We start from the raw sequence: 17,436 nt of genomic DNA, 5'->3' as shown, positions 1-17,436 counted from the left end.
AAAGCCGCTTCTCTTTCCAGAAAGCGGCTTTTACTTCACTCAGCGTTTTTTGCCGCCCAGCGATTTGCCCACGCCGGGGCGCGGTGGCAGGCCGGTGTGTTGGGTGAGCATGCGCCCCGGTTTGGGCTCGGCACGGCGGAAGCGCACGTCACCCTGGGGCTCCTGGGCATTGTGCACACGCTGGCGCACGGCCACGACCTTGCCATCCTTGTTGGTGGTGTAGCCCAGCCCTGCACCGCCGCCTTTGGTGGCCGTGCTGTTTTTCTTGCGTGCACTCTGGTAGCTGCCATCCACCAGCGGCTGGAAGGTCGGGATCAGGTGCTGCTTGCCGTTGCCGATCAGGTCGGCGCGGCCCATGGCCTTGAGCGCCTCGCGCAGCAGCGGCCAGTTGTTCGGATCGTGGTAGCGCAAAAAGGCCTTGTGCAGGCGACGGCGCTTTTCACCGCGCACGATGTCCACGCGCTCTTCGGCCTCGTCACGCATCTGGCGGCGCACACGGGTCAAGGTATTGCGGCCGCTGTGGTACATGGCCGTGGCCGTGGCCATGGGGCTGGGATAGAAGGTCTGCACCTGGTCGGCGCGGAAACCATTCTTCTTGAGCCAGATGGCCAAATTCATCATGTCTTCATCACTGGTGCCCGGGTGGGCTGCAATGAAATAGGGAATCAGGAACTGCTTTTTTCCGGCCTCTTCGCTGTACTTTTCAAACAGCTGCTTGAACTTGTCATAGCTGCCAATACCGGGCTTCATCATCTTGCCCAGCGGCCCCTGCTCCGTGTGCTCAGGCGCAATCTTCAGATAGCCGCCCACATGGTGCTGAACCAATTCCTTGACGTACTCGGGCGACTTGACTGCCAGGTCGTAGCGCAAGCCGGAGCCGATCAGGATCTTCTTGATGCCGGGCAGCTTGCGCGCACGGCGGTAGATCTTGATCAGCGGGCCGTGGTCGGTGTGCAGGTTCGGACAGATACCCGGGAACACGCAACTCGGCTTGCGGCAGGCTGCCTCGATCTTGGGATCGCGGCAGCCCAGGCGGTACATATTGGCGGTGGGACCACCCAGATCCGAAATGGTGCCCGTGAAACCCTTGACCTTGTCGCGGATCTCCTCGAGCTCCTGGATGATGGAGTCTTCCGAACGGCTCTGGATGATGCGGCCTTCGTGTTCGGTGATCGAGCAGAACGTACAGCCGCCAAAGCAGCCGCGCATGATGTTCACCGAGGTGCGGATCATCTCCCAGGCGGGAATCTTGGTCGTGCCTTCGTGGCTGCCGCCCTCATCCGCATAGGCCGGATGCGGGCTGCGTGCATAGGGCAGCCCGAAGACCCAGTCCATCTCGGCCGTGGTCAGCGGAATCGGGGGTGGGTTCATCCACACATCGCGGGCCGTCGTGCCCTCACCATGGGCCTGGACCAGCGCGCGGGCATTGCCGGGGTTGGTCTCCAGGTGCAGCACACGGTTGGCGTGGGCATACAGAATCGGGTCGCTCTTGACCTCTTCGTAGCTGGGCAGACGCAGCACGGTACGGTCCCGCGGAGGCAACTTGGACTTGCTGCGCAGCGACAGATTGGGAACGAACTGGATCGGCTGCACGCTGGCGACCGATGGGGCGTCGCCGGCACCGCTGGCACAGGCAGAAACCGCGCTGCCAGCGGCATTTCCGGCAGCCGCCTCTTCCTTGGAGCAGCTCTGGCCTTGCGCCTCGGCCTGCTCGCTGGTCGTCATGTACGGATTGATATGGGGCTCGACCTCGCCCGGCTCGTCCACCGTGGTCGAATCCACCTCGAACCAGCCCGCTTCGGACGCGCGGCGGAAGAACGAGGTCCCACGCACATCGGTGATCTGCTCCACCGGCTCCCGCGCGGCAATGCGGTGTGCCACTTCCACCAGCGCGCGCTCGGCATTGCCGTAGAGCAGGATGTCGCACTTGCTGTCCACCACGATGGAGCGGCGAACCTTGTCGCTCCAGTAGTCGTAGTGGGCAATGCGGCGCAGCGACCCTTCGATGCCGCCCAGCACCACAGGCACATCCTTGTAGGCTTCGCGGCAGCGCTGGCAGTAGACGATGGCGGCCCGGTCCGGGCGCTTGCCGGCCACATCACCCGGGGTGTAGGCATCGTCGCTGCGAATTTTGCGATCAGCCGTGTAACGATTGATCATCGAATCCATATTGCCCGCTGTCACGCCCCAGAACAGATTGGGCTTGCCCAGGGCCTTGAACGCCTCGGCACTGGTCCAGTCCGGCTGGGCAATGATGCCCACACGAAAGCCTTGCGCCTCCAGCACACGGCCGATGACGGCCATGCCAAAGCTGGGATGGTCCACATAGGCATCGCCAGTGACCAGAATCACGTCGCAGCTGTCCCAGCCGAGCTGGTCCATTTCCGCACGGCTCATGGGCAGAAACGGCGCCGGGCCAAAGCGTTTGGCCCAGTACGGTTTGTAGCTGGTCAGCGGCTTGGCTGCGCGTTCAAAAAATGAGACGTCGATGGGGGCGTTCATGGTGCGAATCCGTGGGGGAGCAGGCGCGTAACCTGACAGTGTACGTATCAACAGCTGCCATAGCTGCTGTGGGTGTATCACACCCTACATACATGGCCACTGCCTTGGCCGGTGCCCGTACTGTTGGCACAGACAGCGCAGCAGCCAATGAAAAACGCCACGCCAGCGAATACGCTGTGTGGCGCTTTGTGAAATGGTGGCGCAAACGGGAATCAACCCGCGTCCGCACAGCCAAGCGTGCAAACCTGCGACCACTGCTGGAATTTTAATGTGATTTCGCACACTCTGCAGGCAAGGCCCTATGCCCCGGGCGCCGGGGGCTTACCCACACGGTCAGACCGCCCTCCTTGACCCCCAGTCGTCGCGCCCCGGAACGCTGATCCAGCCATCCTGGTTCATGCGTCCCTTGCGGCCGCAGCATGGCCGAGTAGTTGGCTGCGGCAGCCAGCCGGGGAAAGCAACCATATCGAAGCAAAGCGCACGCACCAGATTCCATGGCGGCGCTACGCAGCCATTCAGTGGACTGTTCTTAGAAAATGGCATCGCCAGGGCCTGTGGCAATAGCCAAAAATTGATCGCCTGAAAGTTACAGTTTATTCATCTGGAATATGCGCAATGGCGCTCCATGGATACCGTAGCCTCTCGGCTTTTGCACGCAGAAGCAAAAGAAGCAAAACTTGGCGCCACCTGCTATTTGGCGCTGTGGATCAACAAGCCTTTTTCATGGAGGAAACACCATCCATGACCATGGCGGCGGTGAGAGGCGGTCCACGCATACACCACGCATGGGCCATATTGGGCCGCCTTTTCTTCTTTGATCCGCCGCTCTCACACCGCCCGGTGCGGGGATACTTCTGTGTGCAAACAATAAACCCAACCACACAGAGACATGAAATCCAACAACAATGAATTTTTAAGCTTCCAGCTGGGAGAAGAGCAGTACGGCATCGATATCCTGAAAGTCCAGGAAATTCGCGGCTATGAGCCCTCCACCCGCCTGGCCAATGCCCCCACCTTCATTCTGGGCGTATTGAATTTGCGGGGTGTGATTGTTCCGGTGCTGGACATGCGTATCAAATTCGGCATGACCGATGTGCACTACGGCAGCCAAACCGTCACCATCGTTTTGAATGTGGCGGACCGGGTGATTGGCATGGTCGTGGATGCGGTGCAGGACGTTGTGGCTTTGCAAGCGCAAGACATCAAGCCTGCACCGGAGTTCAATGGCGCCGTGTCCTCGCAGCACATCATGGGTATTGCCACGGTGGAACAGGCCGATCAGGCCCGCATGCTGATTCTCATGGACATCGAGAAGCTCATCACCAGTGCGGACATGGGCTTGAGCAGCCTGACGCCAGCCAACGCATAACTACAAGAACAGACTCGTCGCCATACCATGAAAAACCTCAAAATTTCCAGCCAGCTTAATCTGGGCTTTACGCTCGTGATTGCCATCTTGCTGCTGCTGTCCGCCGCCACGGCCTGGCGTGTGGAAATGATTTCCCAGGCCACCGTGCGCATGGAGCGCTCGGCCGAACTGCTAAAGATCGCCAGTGCCTGGCAGGGCGACGTGCGCCAGAACTCGGCACGCTCTCTGGCTGTCGCCTATTCCGATGGCACGGCCATGCTGGACTTCTTCAAGGAGTCCATGGCCGCAACCACCCGCGAGACCAATGCCAAGCAAAGCGCATTCTTCGAAAAAGTCCGCAACCCACAATCCAAACAGCTTGCCGACAAGGTCGTGGATGTCCGCAAGGTCTGGTTGAGCACCCGCGATGAGGTGAACCAGATGAAGGCCACGGCGGACAACCAGACGATTCAAGCATTCGTCCAAAACCGCTTCATTCCCGCCACCACGGCCTACGTCGATGCCATCCAGGTGCTGGTCGATGCGGAAGTCAGCAACGTCTCCACAGCCGAGGTGGAAGTCAAGACCATGTTCCAGCAGCTCTACCAGATGGGCGCTGCGCTGGTGGTGCTGGCCATCGTCGTTGCAGTGTTCATCAGTCGCCGCCTGTCGCGCGGCATTGCCTCTGGCATCGACAACGCGCGCGCTACCGCCCAACGCATTGGCGCAGGCGACCTGAGCCAGGAAGTGCGCATCACCAGCAGCGATGAAATCGGCCAGTTGATGGCAGCCTTGCGCGACATGCAAAACAACCTGTCGGGCGTGGTGCGCACCGTCCGCCAGGGCTCGGACAGCGTGGCCACTGCCAGCTCCGAAATTGCCCAGGGCAACCTCGACCTGTCGGCCCGCACCGAAAGCCAGGCCAGTGCCCTGGAGGAAACGGCGGCCTCCATGGAACAACTGGGCTCCACCGTCAAGCAGAACGCCGACAATGCCCGCCAGGCCAACCAACTGGCCCAAAGCGCATCCAGCGTGGCCGTGCAAGGCGGTCAGGTGGTGGCCCAGGTCGTGGACACCATGAAGGGCATCAGCCAATCCAGTACCAAGATTGCCGACATCATCAGCGTCATCGACGGCATCGCCTTCCAGACCAACATCCTGGCGCTCAATGCCGCCGTCGAAGCAGCCCGTGCAGGCGAGCAAGGCCGTGGCTTTGCCGTGGTGGCTGGTGAAGTGCGCACCTTGGCCGGCCGCAGCGCCGAAGCTGCCAAGGAAATCAAGGAACTCATCACCGCCAGCGTGCAGCGCGTGGAACAAGGCACGGCCTTGGTCGATCAGGCCGGCTCGACCATGAACGAAGTGGTGAGCAGCATCCGCCGCGTCACGGACATCATGGGCGAAATCAGCGCCGCCAGCTCGGAACAAAGCGCCGGCGTCATCCAGGTCGGCGATGCCGTCACCCAGATGGACCATGCCACGCAGCAGAATGCCGCCCTGGTGGAAGAAATGTCGGCCGCTGCCAACAGCCTGCATGGCCAGGCACAGGACCTGGTGCAGGCCGTCGCCGTTTTCAAACTCCACCCCAGCGAAGCCCAGGCCACCAAGGCTTCGGCGACTACCACGCCATCCAGCGCAGCACCACGCCCGGCCCCCCAAGCCCGTAAGCCGGCCCCTGCAGCGCGCCCTGCCCCCTTCAAGATCGAGGGCAGCGCACCAGCAGTGCCCACCGCACCCGCCAAGCCCCCTGCATTGGCCAAAACCGCAGACGCCACCGACGAGTGGGAAAGCTTCTAAGCACCACCACCACCGTCGCCTTGCATTGAGATCCGCCAGAAGCCCCATGCTCCCGGCGCTTGACGCCGATCCGCTTCCATCGGCACCATGGGCGCCAACGCCCTCGGATGCAGGGTGTTGCACGATGGCTCACCCAAGACAAAGGGCGCTCACTGGACACCAGTGAACGCCCTTGAGCGTTGTGCCCCCGCAGCTGGCGGGAATTGCACCCGCGTCCGCAAGCACTCGGCAGGTCTGCGGGCGCCCAAGGGTTTCGCAAGCTCCCCCCCCAACAGCCAGGCTGGCCTGTCCATCATCAGCGCTACTTATGGGCACGACCAGGTCCTGGATCGCCCCTTTTCAGCCTTCCCCATCGACATACCCATTTCCAGCAATCTGCTGCCGCCGATGGCATCCAGCCTTCCTTTTCATGGCTGTTTCAAGCAAGAATGATCGACATCTATTCATTTTTTATTGCACGCACCATGAGAAAATCTACGGATCTCGCATCTTGATAGAATTAATGAAATTTTCATCCGGTCATTAATTAATAAAATCAATTCTCCATATTGATCATAAACTATCAAAACAAAAATAATTATAGTTAAAAGCAAATGCATTGAAACAAATTGTAATTTATAATAATCATTATTGTTTTAATGAAATATCAACTGCTTTAATTTTACAAGGCGCAAGTACGTTGACGAATAAATATAATACAAAAGCCTCCCACTACCGAGAGGTAGAGTGGTTGGGGAAAAAATTTCCCCAAAGCGATAAAGTCATAAAAATCAAACTGCTTTTACAGCTCAATACCATTGTATGCACAGTTTTGGGAATATTCTGGGCTGCGTGTTATTTTTTATATTCCAGAAATGATCTGGCGCTGATCTTTGTTGGGCTTTTTCTCGTGGGCCTATGCTCATATTATTCCGCAAGAAATTTCAGCTACGCATATCTGGCAGGGATGGCGCATGCACTCTTGTTGATAGTGACACTTATCTCTTTGATAGACAGCCCTCTTGAAAATATCCCACGCTCTGCCCATGTATTTTTCTTGCCGCTCGCTATTGGGGTTGTCTTTATATTTAACCCCAAAGACAAATACATGGGAATTATTTTCCCCAGATTTTGCCTAGTACTTTTTGCCGCTTTCGGAGTAGGACTTTTTGATATAGATTCGTCCAGTTTCTCACCGCCTGAAAATATCAGAATGATAGGCTGCGTAAGCAACTACACATTTTCCACGTTAATACTGGCATCCATAATAAGAATATATATCAAAAACTTAAACGAGAAAGTTGATCTCGCATTCAGCCTGGCCCAAGCCGTGGTAAAAAATGAAATAGTGGTCCACTACCAAGTTCAGGTTAATGCAGAAGGTAGCACTCTGGGAGCAGAGGCACTGGTGAGATGGAGCCATCCAGAACGAGGGCTTTTATCTCCTGATAAATTCATTCCATTGGCCGAAGAGAGTCTGGTTATTCGTGACATTGGTCTGGAGGTGTTGCGCCAGTCCTGTAGCCTGCTGAAGGAATGGTCGAAAGACCCTGTGCTCAAAGACAAATATGTGGCTGTCAATGTGAGTCCCGTGCAGCTTGCCGATGAAGATTTCGTCGCTGCCGTCATCGAGGTAGTTCAAGACTTCGGGATAAGGCCTGACCTGCTAGAACTTGAGCTGACGGAGTCGGCCTTGATCATCGATGCCGAGGAAGCAATTTTTAAAATCCAACAACTAAAAGATTTTGGCATCAAATGGGCCCTTGATGATTTCGGCTCTGGATTCTCATCATTGTCCATAATCAAAAAATTGCCGGTGCAAAAGATAAAAATAGACAAGCAATTTATTCGAGATGCCAAGTCCAATGAATCCTCCATCAATCTGCTGAAGAAGATTTTCGAAATATCCGAACTGTTAGAGATGGAAGCCATTGTCGAGGGCGTGGAAGAGCACAGCCAGCACGAAATGCTCATTGACATCGGATACTCTCAGTTTCAAGGTTTCCTGTTTGGCCACCCCAAACCGGCGCCAGAAGTCACAGAGCAGATGAAGTCAGTTTGATCTGAAATGGATAACACCTTTCTTAGGGAACATCATTCGATTTCAAAAACCATATATTCCACAGATGCAGGTTTCAATCAAAATTATTAATAAGATAGAAATGAATAAAACACTCTATGCTGCAATACTGTTTTCGATTGCTGCCAATGCCAACGCTGCAAATGACTATTTTGGCAAATGGCGCGTATTCGGGGCGAACGATGGGAACCCGCCCATGGCGTTGACTTCGAATGACAGCGACAATGCATTTGGGCAGGTATGCGCAGAGGATGCAGAAGGCTGCTTCTGGATGATTCTCTCTCCCAATATACCGTGCAAGAGAGGTGAATCTTCGCCCATGCTGGGCAATTCATCGAGCGGATCCAGTCAATTCACGGCGCACTGCGCAGGCGCCTATGAAATATCCGGCACAAAATATCACCGCTATGTCATTTCACCGTTTGACGATGCGACGGCTGTGGTGACAGAGTCATCTGGAATACTCTCTTTTGCCATGCCAGTGCAGAGTGGATCTTTTACCGTGATGCGCTTTGACTTGACCGGATCAACCAAGGCAATCAGCCGCCTGGATGAGCTAAAGATCAAGTTCTTCAAGCAAATAAAATCCGGCTCCACCAAAGACATCCGTCTTTGATGCCACTTTTCTTGCATTACCCTTGCGCCGGCCTAGCTTGGCATCTGAGGGCTTCATTGGCGCAAACCTGGATACGCCCAGGTGTGGCAACCAATGCCCCCAGCGGCAGCAGCGATGTCTTTCCGAACGCTTGAGAACCCTGAGCAGGCACTGCAGTCGACCTAAGAGTGGCTAACACCACTTGGCCAGAGGCCACCACAGAGCAGTGATGCTCGCTGCCCTCATGGCACGACGTCCCACAAGCAACGAACTGTGGCGACAACTGCAACCCCTGATCCCAGCCTTCGTGCCTTCTGCCAAAGGCGGTGCGCGCAAGCTCACAGTCAGCGATGAAGCCGCCCTCAACGGCATCCTGTTTGTGCTGCAAACAGGCATTCCATGGGAAGACCGTCCCCAATCCCTTGGGTATGGCAGCGGCATGACTTGCTGGCGGCACCTGCGCGACTGGAATGCCGCTGGTGTCTGGGAGCAGTTGCACCAAGCCATGCTGATCCGCTTGCGTGAACATAACCAGATCGACTGGAGCCGGGCCAGCATTGATGGCTTCTCAGCGCCAAGCCCCCCGGGGGGGGGGTCAGGAAACGGTCCCCAACCCCACGGACAGAGGCAAGCTCAGTCCAATCGACACATCGTGGTAGATGCCAGAGGCATTCCCCTGGTGATCCTGGTCAGCGGGGCGAACCGGCACGACTCCAAGATGTTCGAGAGGTGTGTAGACGCGATTCCAGCAATTGGCGGTTTGCCAGGACGTGTCCGCAAAAGACCATCGAAGCTGCACGCCGACAAGGACTATGACGACAAGCGTTGCCGCCAGCACCTGAGGCAACGGGGCATCGCCAGCCGGATAGCCAGACGGGGCCTTGAAAGTAGCGAGCGGCTGGGCAAGCAGCGCTGGGTAGTGGACAAGACGCTCGGATGGTTTGCAGGCTTTGGCAAGCTGCGAATCCGCTTTGAAAGAAGGCTGGATATCCACGAAGCGCTGCTGAAATTGGCGGCAGCGCTCACCTGTGCGCGCTTCGCGGATCGGTGGTGTTAGCTACTCTTAACCTTGACGGTCAGCACTTAGCAGCTGCAGCGTCTGGCCTCCTGGTAATCGAAACACGGAAACTGCACCTACCAGCTGGCTAGCTTGAGAATTCAAGCTTCCCGCGGCGGCGGCGCTCTCCTCGACCAAAGCGGCATTTTGCTGGGTCGTATGATCCATTTGCATGACGGCTTCCCCGACTTGAGCTACGCCTTGGCTCTGCTCATTGCTTGCAGCGCTTATCTCGCCCATGATGTCAGTGACTCGCCGAATGGCGCTGACCACCTCCGTCATCGTAGTGCCCGCTTGATCCACCAGCTGGGAGCCTTTCGCCACTTGGTTTACGCTGGCGGAAATCAGTTGCTTGATCTCTTTGGCTGCTTCCGCACTGCGGCCAGCCAGCGAACGCACCTCAGAAGCCACCACCGCAAAGCCACGGCCTTGCTCGCCAGCGCGGGCCGCTTCCACCGCGGCGTTCAGTGCCAGGATGTTGGTCTGGAAGGCAATGCTGTCGATCACTCCAATGATGTCGGAGATTTTCTGGCTACTGTCATTGATACCTTTCATCGTATCGACGACCTGGGCCACGACTTCTCCGCCCTGTGCAGCCACTGTGGACGCTTGCAGGGCAAGCTGATTCGCTTGGTGTGCGTTATCGGCATTCTGACGCACGGTCGATCCAAGCTCCTCCATCGAAGCAGCGGTCTCTTCCAACGCACTCGCTTGGCTTTCAGTGCGAGTAGACAGATCGCTGTTTCCTTGCGCAATTTGTGCACTTGCAGTGGCCACGCTTTCTGCATTAGAGCGTACGCCTGCAACTACATCAGCCAATTTGGCCTGCATATTCTGCAGCGCTTTAAGGAGTTCAGCAGTCTCGTCACGGCCTTCAAAATGAATGGGCTGTGTCAGATCGCCATTCGCAATATTTTCTGCACTTCGGACTGCAACCTGCAGAGGACGTGTCACGGAAAGGCTGAGCATTCTCGCCGCGAAAGCGCCAATCACTAATGCAATCACGGCACAGACGATGATGATGATCCGGCCTTGCTTGGCTTGTGCGGTAGCTTCATCTCTCGTCCGCTCATATAGCATCTGCTGCCGTGCTTCAAAATCTTGAAGCGACTTGTTATATGCTTCGGCAAGAGGCGCAATCACTTTATCAAGGTCGTCAGTGACATCTTCCCCATTCGCCTTGCGCTTCAGGAGATCGCTTCTGGGACCACGATAAGCTTCGCGGGCTTTATCGATCGCTGCAACCAATTCCCGGCCAGCATCTGTACGAATCAATCGCTCCACAACAGTACGAGCAGCATTCGTTGTTTGTGACGTCTTGTCCATTTCCGCAAGCAAAGCGTCAAAGTGGCGCCTGTCAGTCGTTGTGACTGCCGCTCGCGTACGCACCCAGTTCAGTTCAACTGTTTGACGCCAATCCGATGTGGCTTTGACTCTTTCATTATCTATTTGCGTCAGCTGTTGAGTTACGTTCTCCAGCTCCTGCAAACGCCAAACGCCTATGGCAGATATAACCGCAGTAATTACCAATACCAAGCCGAAAGAAAACGCCAAGCGTTTTCCAATTTTTATATTTAAGAGTCCCAAGATCATCACCTCCCTTGATCACATCCTGGTATGGAAAGTAGCTTCCGTACAGATGGTAAGGGAAATGATGCAGATCAAGATCAGTTGAGAACCCTACTGCCAAGCAAAACATCTTTCCTGCAATGCAAAGGAATGTGCGCCATCCTTTAGTGCGCATCTCGAGAATGCTGCGCAAAAAAATATACTTAGGCTAGGAATTCCGCTCAAGACTCCGCGTCAATTCTTGGCCTCATCCCACCCGAACAGCCGGTCACTTCGAGCTGCTCCAACGCACTGATAGATAGTCTTCTCATCAGATTTCGGCGCAAACTCCCGCATCACCTCCAGCGCAAAGCTCTCCAACGACATCACCAATTCGTGGAGGTCGTTCCAAGCTTCATCTTCTAGCCCAAGCCGGTCGATGAGCGGGTAGATGGCCTCCCACTGCAGCCCATGGGCGGCAGCCTCCAGCGCGTGCAGACGCGCATGAACAGCTCGTAGACCTGGGTGTTGTCCGCCCAGAGCTCCACGACCTCCGTTTCGTAGTCCTCTAGCTCGAAGCCCTCGCTGCGCGCCTCAGCCTGCGTAACCGGTGGCTCAAACAGGGCGCGAGCGATGGCCTTCAGTTTCCCAGGCGGCCCTGGAACAGAGCCCCATCGATCTTGTTCAGCGTGGCAGAGATGGTGCCCGGCAGGATGTCTTCCAGCTCGACAATGTTTTCCACGGTCATCGCATCTTCCATATCCCAGGCTGTTACAGCTTTCAGGATCAGGCCAGCAGCTTCGTTCACGCCATTGCTGACCAGGCCTGCAAAGCTGAATTCCACGTCATCCGGCTTAGCTTCAGCACGGATGGATTTCAGTGCGCCTCCTCATTGGTGAGGTGCATGGTGCCGCTGCGGAAGTCGCCAATATGGAACGGGTAGTAGTTCATGACACTGCTCCACGCGGCTGCGGTTGTCGGCCGCATGCTCGGCCTTCAGCGCGGCGACCACGGCCTGCAATGCAGACACCGCCTGGCCAATCTCGGTCAACACCTCGCGCTTTTCGTTGTCGCTGATGTTTCCGTCGGCATTGGAACGCGTCACCGCCAGCAGCACATCAACGGCCTCGTGGACAGCGCGGGCCGAGGTCCTGGACAGGCACAAGCCGCCCTCCCCCACGTCCATCACCGGCAGCGAGAGCACACGCGCCTTGAAGGGAAACACCGTGCCCAGGGTGTGGACCTCAGGGCTGCCAACCTCGCGGCCCATCTCGGCAATTTGCTCAGCATCCGCCAGGCCCATCTTGTGGTGGGCAGAGGCTCTGCTCAGCTCTTTGCGCAGCACCTCATCAGATTTACCCAGGCGCACAGCCAAAGCTGCCCGGCCTCCAGGGTAGTTGGCAACCATGCGCCGCAATCCATCAAGGGAGTTCATGTCCGGGCTCCAGAAAAACGGACGTTGCTGCCAAACGGAGTCGATCCGACACTTGGCCCAACGAAGAAAGATAGAGATGGAACCCAAGCCACAACCACCCAAGCCCGAAGCGCTGACATCAGAGCAGATGCAAGCAGCCCTTGAACGGGCTGAGAAGTGGCTTGGAAGGATTGAGGCACGCGCGCTCCGTGCGATCGCGCTGGGCCAGCGCGATGTGTAGGGGTGTCCGCTCGGCACTGGGCTATGCTGGTGCTGCCTATACAACCACCCCAAGGGAGAGCGCACATGACAAAACCAGAAGAGCTGCAGGCGCAGATCGATGGATTACGGCTACTGGTGATGAGCCTCTTGGCCCGAATCCCTGCGGAAGAGATTAGCAAGGACGTGGCAATCAGATTCGAATCCTGGGAGAACATGCACATGCCCACCGGGGTCAGCAATTCGTATCTGGATCTGATGCAGACCGAGAAGGACCGCGCCCTTCACATGCTCGAGACGCTTCGGGGGCAGCAGAGCGCAAGTGCGAAGACATCGCTACAGCAGCCTCCTTCCGACCACGCTTCCCCATAACAAACAAGCTGAAGGCGCGATACCCACGTCGCAGTGCCCAGCCCCTGCAGAGCATCAGGAATGGAGTCATCAAAGCGGTAAGGGTCAGCCATGGGGGTCTCCTCTGCGTTTGGCGTGGAACGGGTGCCCGCCCGGCCATGGGCTACGATGGAAGTTCCTACACAACCAACGCCAGAGAGAGCGGACATGAAACAGGAATTGATAGGTCCAACTGCGACGCTTGCCGCGGCGCTGCTGTCGAACCTCGAAGACGAGCACAGCGAATTCACACCAGCCATCGTTGCGAATGCGTTCGAAGAGGCGTACTTCATGCTTCTAGAGGGCATTCAGCGGGTGGACAGCGAAATTGCGCGGCGCGAGAAGCTGTAGCAGCGGCGTACAGGTCAGCCATGGCTCACCTCCTTGGCGTTTGGCTTGGAATGGGTGCCCGCCCTGCCCCGGGCTACGATGGGAGTTCCTACACAACCATCACCAGAGAGGGCGGGCATGACGAGTGAATTCGTGCACTCGTTAGACGAGGTGGTCATTGCGACGGGCTCTGCAAACGAGGGAGAGGGGCGGTTCATCGACATGTATCGCCTCACTCTCGAGGTTCACCGCCAGGACGAGGCTGGCCATCACCCAGTTGAAGCGCTTCCAGAGATTTGGATGGAGCCGCATGAAGTCGCCAGCCTGATCCAGGGCCTGCGAACCGCATTGCATCGTCATTTCCCAGAAACGGCGGCAAAACTCGACGCGGAGATGCTTGCATCACAGCCTCAGCGAGAGCCTTTGTCGTGATTGCAGACTGATCACTCATGGCTCAAAACCTAGATCACGCAGGGCTTGCCGACCATCCGGGCTTTGGGCCAGTCGCTCACGCAAATCCATGGCTGCGGCCAGAAGGCCCGCCTTGGGTGAGCCTGCCTCGCGAGCAACGTGGACTGCGTGGTGCCGAAATGCAATGTGGGAATCAGCCATGCCGAACCAGCGAGCAGCACACGCAGCAATAGCCGTGGCTAGATGTGAAGTCTTAATAGGTTGTTCATCCGTCCCTGCTCTGGAAAGCTGTGGTTACCAGGCCATCGCAACTCAGCAAAGGAAGACGGATGGACAGCCATAAGCATGCGGCATTGACGCCGCGAGGTCGAGCCCTGTTGGTCTACAGGGTCTTGCACGAGGGCTGCAAGGTCAGGGATGCCAGCAGTGCGGCGGGAGTCAACGAGCGCACGGCTACAAGTGGCTGGCGCGATTCAAAGCAGCAGGCCTTGGCGTGGCCCGAGCGCCTGCGATCCCGAGCAGCTCCATCGGTTAGAGCAGCGCCGCCGCGAGCGTGTGCCGCTGTGGCGGATTGCAAAGGAGTCAGGTCGCAGCCTGGCGACGGTTGCGCGCCACATGGCGCGCATGGGCTTGAGCAGGCTCCAGGCCCTGCTGCCGCCCGTGCCGGTGATCCGCTACGAGCGGGCTGCCCCCGGCGAGCTGCTGCACATCGACACCAAGTGGCTCGGACGCATCCAGGGCATCGGTCACCGAATCACGGGCGACAGGACGAGCCGCAACCGGGGCATCGGCTGGGATACGGTGCACCTGGCCATCGACGATCACTCGCGAGTGTCCTTCGCCGCGATCAAGCCCGATGAGACGGCCGCCAGTTGCGTGCAGTTCCTGCGCGAGGCCGTAGCCTGGTATGCGGGCATGGGCGTGAAGATCGAGCGCGTCATGACCGACAACGGGACGGGGTACAAGAACGCCTTCAAAGCTGCCTGCGACGAGCTGGGCATACGCCACATCCGCACCCGGCCCTACACCCCACAGATCAATGGCAAGGCCGAGCGCTTCGTGCAGATCAGCCTGCGCGAGTGGGCTTACGCCCGTGCCTGCGAAAGCTCAGCGCAGCGGCAAGCCGCATTGCAGCCCTTCGTTGACCACTACAACTGGCTCAGGCCACACTCCGCCCCCAACCACCAGCCTCCCATGAGCCGTATACCGGCCATGAACAACCTCCTGAGACTCAACACCTAATCCAGCAACCTTTCGCCCGAGGCAACCCGGGGCAAACCAGAGCACCGGCCAACGCGGATGCTCTGATTTGGTGAACAATTTCACTGGAAGTGTTCTACATTTCAGAAATCTAAAGTAATATAAATAATATTGAGAATTACTATATGGATGCTGTCTCTTCGGAAAAAGCACACAAGGCAAGACCCAAGCGCGGGACATACGCGCATCTTTCAAACGGCAACTGCAAACTCTCAAACTAAGGGATCAACACCATGAGCACCTACCAAAGCCTTCTTCAACAAAAAGCCGAACTGGAAGCCAAGATTGCCGAGGCGCGCAAAACCGAACTGACCCACGCTGTGACCCAAGCGCGTGAGTTGGTCGCGCAATTCGGCCTGACTGCTGATGATGTGTTTGGTGGCAAGAAGGCCGCAACCGGTGCCCGTGGAACTGTGGCCCCCAAGTACCGCGACCCCGCCACCGGCGCTACCTGGACTGGCCGCGGCAAGCCGCCAAAGTGGATTGCGAACCAAGACCGCGCAGCGTTTGCGATTTAAGCGCACATCTATCCAGCACAGCCCGCAATTCGCGGGCTTTTTTGCGTCTTTTGCTGATGACTAATGCTTGCCGTGGATTGGCACATGCCCAATTTCCAACTGACAGCTACACGACCACTCACCGAGATGATTCGGTCTTACAACTACGCGGGAAATAGCTAAATTTTGCTGCAGCGTTCCGGACGCGGTGTCAAAGATTTTTTGTAGTCCCCGCAGTAGCTGAACGCAGGAGGGGGGACCGCATCCGTAAACCAAAAGCTTGAATAAAAAGCGATGTCTGGCTCGCAAAACCAGTGCGCCAGACCATCCTTATGGATGGCCCACCAGCGCGCAAGTTTGGGCGCTTTTGACCAATCTATCCCGACATTTCCAGTATTCCTCAGATCAGCCATGCAGTCTCTGACGCATGTGCTCAAGGGGGCAATTGCCGCTTGTCGCTGTCACGATGCTCCGTGCATGGCGGGCTCTCAGGGTACATCAAGGACGGCCAGCAGGCGGCAGAAAACAGGGGCGACACACCAGGAAGCTCTGGGACGGCAGTGCGGCTTGCGTGACATCGAGGCGAAAAACGAGACATCTGCACCGGGTGCATGCGGGGCTAAGCACCTGGAAATTTAAGTTTTGTCTCCGGGCGGTTTTTGAAGGCTAAAAAGAGTACCCTGAAGAAAGGCGATCGGCCCCGATTCGTCTTGACAGACCGGAGGTCAAAATGTCAACCCTCTCAAAATCTGCAGCCTATTTAGGCGACAGAAAGCCCCAACTACCAGACTTTGACAGACACACGACTGCGAGCAACACCTATGTTTTCGAACCGAACTGGCATGTGCTGGCCAAGCTTTTGGACCCGAGCAAACAACCCAAAGTGACCATAAAAAAGGTCCGCACAGTCCAGCGCGAAAAAACTGCGGAAGAGGACTATTGATCCTCAATGGTAGGGGTCGTAACGCATTGGTACAGCGTGGTTATCCATAAAGCCTCATTGTGAAGATGCAGCAAGTCATCCTGATGCGCTGCTAAAGGCTAAGGAAGTCCAAATGACGCAATCCAACCAGCAGCCCGGCCAAACCCCGAGCAAAAAGCCCGGCCAAGCCGAGCAGTCCTCCCCGAAGACTCCTCAACAAGGTCAGCCAGTTCAAAAGCCAAGTGAGCAGCACAAGTAAGCAATCAAGTTGCCAACGCCTCGGTTTTCGGGGTCACTACACGGTCTTCAAGACCAGTAGTTAACGGAGCCCGCTAAATGCGGGCTTTTGATCTTCAAGGAAAACGTGAAGGCAAAAAATGACCGATACCCAAACACCGCTAAAAACCGAGCCTGTCGCACCGCCAGTGCCGCCTGCACCTGTGAGACAGGATGCGCCTGAGCCGCATGAAAAAGTTGAGCGGCAGCAAGGTGACAGAGAAAAAGAGCCTGGCGTAAAAGAGAAGCAGCAAGGCTGAAAAAGTTCGGCAAGTGATGTTGAAATGACGCTGCACATGTGGTTTTGTGAATTTCCGCTTAGATGCAGCGCGCACAAACTGGCTCCCGCTTTGGTCACTGATGGCAATCCAGCCTGATCAGCGCGATACGGAGCATTTCGTCAGCGACACGAATCCCCTAACTTTCAGGTTGCCGGAGACGAGCATGATCAGACTCCAGCTGCAGCTTGAATTGGCGTACACCGTGCAGCCACCGGGCGCAGATTTTTTCTTTTACATCCACGCAGCCTGCACCCCCCACCAGGTGGTGCCGTATGAAAACCTCACCATCAGCCAGACTGGCGCCACATGGGATGTGCAGCAAAGCCAGAACGTGGGCCAGCGCTGCCTGCGCCTGCATGCGCAACCCGGGCCGCTGCGCGTGCAGTACCAGGCCACCGTGGAAATCTCCCACCACCTGGACGACCCGATGCACATTGTCGAAGTGCCCGTGCACTTGCTGCCGCTGGAGGTGTTGCACTTCATCTACCCCAGCCGCTATTGCCAGTCCGACCGCCTGTCGAACTACGCGGTGG

General features: G+C 57.0%; 17 protein-coding genes and 2 pseudogenes. 14 read left to right on the top strand and 5 right to left on the bottom strand.

What is annotated here, in order from left to right; all coding sequences use genetic code 11:
• Positions 1 to 39: 39 nt before the first annotated feature.
• On the bottom strand, positions 40 to 2,502 hold the full coding sequence (locus B3349_RS05085; RefSeq protein ID WP_291586952.1) for a YgiQ family radical SAM protein: 2,463 nt from the start codon (positions 2,500 to 2,502) through the stop codon (positions 40 to 42).
• An 889-nt stretch (positions 2,503 to 3,391) separates the two neighbouring features.
• Between B3349_RS05085 and B3349_RS05080 the strand changes: the two genes are divergently transcribed.
• The 5 genes from B3349_RS05080 (at position 3,392) to B3349_RS05060 (ending at position 9,355) form a co-directional block, all read left to right on the top strand.
• On the top strand, positions 3,392 to 3,871 hold the full coding sequence (locus B3349_RS05080) for a chemotaxis protein CheW (protein WP_291586950.1): 480 nt from the start codon (positions 3,392 to 3,394) through the stop codon (positions 3,869 to 3,871).
• Between the two features lie 27 nt (positions 3,872 to 3,898).
• Positions 3,899 to 5,644 carry a methyl-accepting chemotaxis protein gene (locus tag B3349_RS05075; RefSeq protein ID WP_291586948.1) on the top strand — a complete coding sequence of 582 codons (1,746 nt, stop codon included), beginning with the start codon at positions 3,899 to 3,901 and terminating at the stop codon, positions 5,642 to 5,644.
• A 598-nt stretch (positions 5,645 to 6,242) separates the two neighbouring features.
• Positions 6,243 to 7,685 (top strand): EAL domain-containing protein, encoded by a 1,443-nt coding sequence (locus tag B3349_RS05070; protein ID WP_291586945.1) that lies wholly within the window; start codon positions 6,243 to 6,245, stop codon positions 7,683 to 7,685.
• A gap of 100 nt (positions 7,686 to 7,785) precedes the next feature.
• Positions 7,786 to 8,319, top strand: a complete 534-nt coding sequence (locus B3349_RS05065) for a hypothetical protein (RefSeq protein WP_291586942.1) — start codon at positions 7,786 to 7,788, stop codon at positions 8,317 to 8,319.
• Positions 8,320 to 8,542: 223 nt separating this feature from the next.
• On the top strand, positions 8,543 to 9,355 hold the full coding sequence (locus B3349_RS05060) for an IS5 family transposase (protein ID WP_291587236.1): 813 nt from the start codon (positions 8,543 to 8,545) through the stop codon (positions 9,353 to 9,355).
• Positions 9,356 to 9,361: 6 nt separating this feature from the next.
• Here B3349_RS05060 and B3349_RS05055 read toward each other — a convergent pair whose 3' ends face one another.
• From B3349_RS05055 to B3349_RS05040, 4 genes are all read right to left on the bottom strand, one after another.
• On the bottom strand, positions 9,362 to 10,942 hold the full coding sequence (locus B3349_RS05055) for a methyl-accepting chemotaxis protein (RefSeq protein WP_291587234.1): 1,581 nt from the start codon (positions 10,940 to 10,942) through the stop codon (positions 9,362 to 9,364).
• A gap of 383 nt (positions 10,943 to 11,325) precedes the next feature.
• Positions 11,326 to 11,451, bottom strand: a complete 126-nt coding sequence (locus B3349_RS20655; RefSeq protein ID WP_414646853.1) for a DUF1799 domain-containing protein — start codon at positions 11,449 to 11,451, stop codon at positions 11,326 to 11,328.
• Positions 11,452 to 11,543: 92 nt separating this feature from the next.
• Positions 11,544 to 11,747, bottom strand: coding sequence for a phage tail assembly chaperone (locus B3349_RS05045; protein WP_291586940.1), 204 nt, complete (start codon positions 11,745 to 11,747; stop codon positions 11,544 to 11,546).
• Between the two features lie 45 nt (positions 11,748 to 11,792).
• A complete protein-coding gene (locus B3349_RS05040; protein WP_291586938.1) occupies positions 11,793 to 12,425 on the bottom strand; it encodes a phage regulatory CII family protein in 633 nt (210 codons plus the stop codon).
• Positions 12,426 to 12,623: 198 nt separating this feature from the next.
• On the opposite strand from B3349_RS05040, the gene B3349_RS05035 reads away from it, so the two are divergent.
• The 9 genes and pseudogenes from B3349_RS05035 to B3349_RS04995 form a co-directional block, all read left to right on the top strand.
• Positions 12,624 to 12,908: a hypothetical protein gene (locus tag B3349_RS05035; protein ID WP_291586936.1), complete on the top strand. Its 285-nt coding sequence runs from the start codon at positions 12,624 to 12,626 to the stop codon at positions 12,906 to 12,908.
• 186 nt (positions 12,909 to 13,094) lie between these two features.
• Positions 13,095 to 13,277 carry a hypothetical protein gene (locus B3349_RS05030; protein ID WP_291586935.1) on the top strand — a complete coding sequence of 61 codons (183 nt, stop codon included), beginning with the start codon at positions 13,095 to 13,097 and terminating at the stop codon, positions 13,275 to 13,277.
• A 117-nt stretch (positions 13,278 to 13,394) separates the two neighbouring features.
• Positions 13,395 to 13,688: a hypothetical protein gene (locus B3349_RS05025; protein ID WP_291586933.1), complete on the top strand. Its 294-nt coding sequence runs from the start codon at positions 13,395 to 13,397 to the stop codon at positions 13,686 to 13,688.
• A gap of 308 nt (positions 13,689 to 13,996) precedes the next feature.
• A pseudogene (locus B3349_RS05020) lies at positions 13,997 to 14,909 on the top strand (IS481 family transposase).
• Positions 14,910 to 15,160: 251 nt separating this feature from the next.
• Positions 15,161 to 15,445, top strand: coding sequence for an H-NS histone family protein (locus tag B3349_RS05015; protein WP_291586931.1), 285 nt, complete (start codon positions 15,161 to 15,163; stop codon positions 15,443 to 15,445).
• Between the two features lie 709 nt (positions 15,446 to 16,154).
• Positions 16,155 to 16,367 carry a hypothetical protein gene (locus tag B3349_RS05010; protein ID WP_291586929.1) on the top strand — a complete coding sequence of 71 codons (213 nt, stop codon included), beginning with the start codon at positions 16,155 to 16,157 and terminating at the stop codon, positions 16,365 to 16,367.
• 112 nt (positions 16,368 to 16,479) lie between these two features.
• A complete protein-coding gene (locus tag B3349_RS05005; protein ID WP_291586927.1) occupies positions 16,480 to 16,605 on the top strand; it encodes a hypothetical protein in 126 nt (41 codons plus the stop codon).
• Positions 16,606 to 16,723: 118 nt separating this feature from the next.
• Positions 16,724 to 16,882, top strand: coding sequence for a hypothetical protein (locus tag B3349_RS05000; protein WP_291586925.1), 159 nt, complete (start codon positions 16,724 to 16,726; stop codon positions 16,880 to 16,882).
• A 184-nt stretch (positions 16,883 to 17,066) separates the two neighbouring features.
• A pseudogene (locus tag B3349_RS04995) lies at positions 17,067 to 17,436 on the top strand (transglutaminase family protein); the annotation flags it as partial.

The sequence above is a fragment of the Comamonas sp. UBA7528 genome (assembly GCF_002479375.1).
In the GTDB taxonomy this organism is placed as follows: domain Bacteria; phylum Pseudomonadota; class Gammaproteobacteria; order Burkholderiales; family Burkholderiaceae_C; genus Comamonas.
This window is presented reverse-complemented; position numbering and strand designations above follow the sequence as displayed.

Excerpts from the sequence above, each read along its gene's own strand:
- B3349_RS05085 (WP_291586952.1), bottom strand. The coding sequence starts at position 2,502 with ATGAACGCCCCCATCGACGTCTCATTTTTTGAACGCGCAGCCAAGCCG.
- B3349_RS05080 (WP_291586950.1), top strand. The coding sequence starts at position 3,392 with ATGAAATCCAACAACAATGAATTTTTAAGCTTCCAGCTGGGAGAAGAG.
- B3349_RS05075 (WP_291586948.1), top strand. The coding sequence starts at position 3,899 with ATGAAAAACCTCAAAATTTCCAGCCAGCTTAATCTGGGCTTTACGCTC.
- B3349_RS05065 (WP_291586942.1), top strand. The coding sequence starts at position 7,786 with ATGAATAAAACACTCTATGCTGCAATACTGTTTTCGATTGCTGCCAAT.
- B3349_RS05060 (WP_291587236.1), top strand. The coding sequence starts at position 8,543 with ATGGCACGACGTCCCACAAGCAACGAACTGTGGCGACAACTGCAACCC.
- B3349_RS05035 (WP_291586936.1), top strand. The coding sequence starts at position 12,624 with ATGACAAAACCAGAAGAGCTGCAGGCGCAGATCGATGGATTACGGCTA.
- B3349_RS05030 (WP_291586935.1), top strand. The coding sequence starts at position 13,095 with ATGAAACAGGAATTGATAGGTCCAACTGCGACGCTTGCCGCGGCGCTG.
- B3349_RS05025 (WP_291586933.1), top strand. The coding sequence starts at position 13,395 with ATGACGAGTGAATTCGTGCACTCGTTAGACGAGGTGGTCATTGCGACG.
- B3349_RS05015 (WP_291586931.1), top strand. The coding sequence starts at position 15,161 with ATGAGCACCTACCAAAGCCTTCTTCAACAAAAAGCCGAACTGGAAGCC.
- B3349_RS05010 (WP_291586929.1), top strand. The coding sequence starts at position 16,155 with ATGTCAACCCTCTCAAAATCTGCAGCCTATTTAGGCGACAGAAAGCCC.
- B3349_RS05005 (WP_291586927.1), top strand. The coding sequence starts at position 16,480 with ATGACGCAATCCAACCAGCAGCCCGGCCAAACCCCGAGCAAAAAGCCC.
- B3349_RS05000 (WP_291586925.1), top strand. The coding sequence starts at position 16,724 with ATGACCGATACCCAAACACCGCTAAAAACCGAGCCTGTCGCACCGCCA.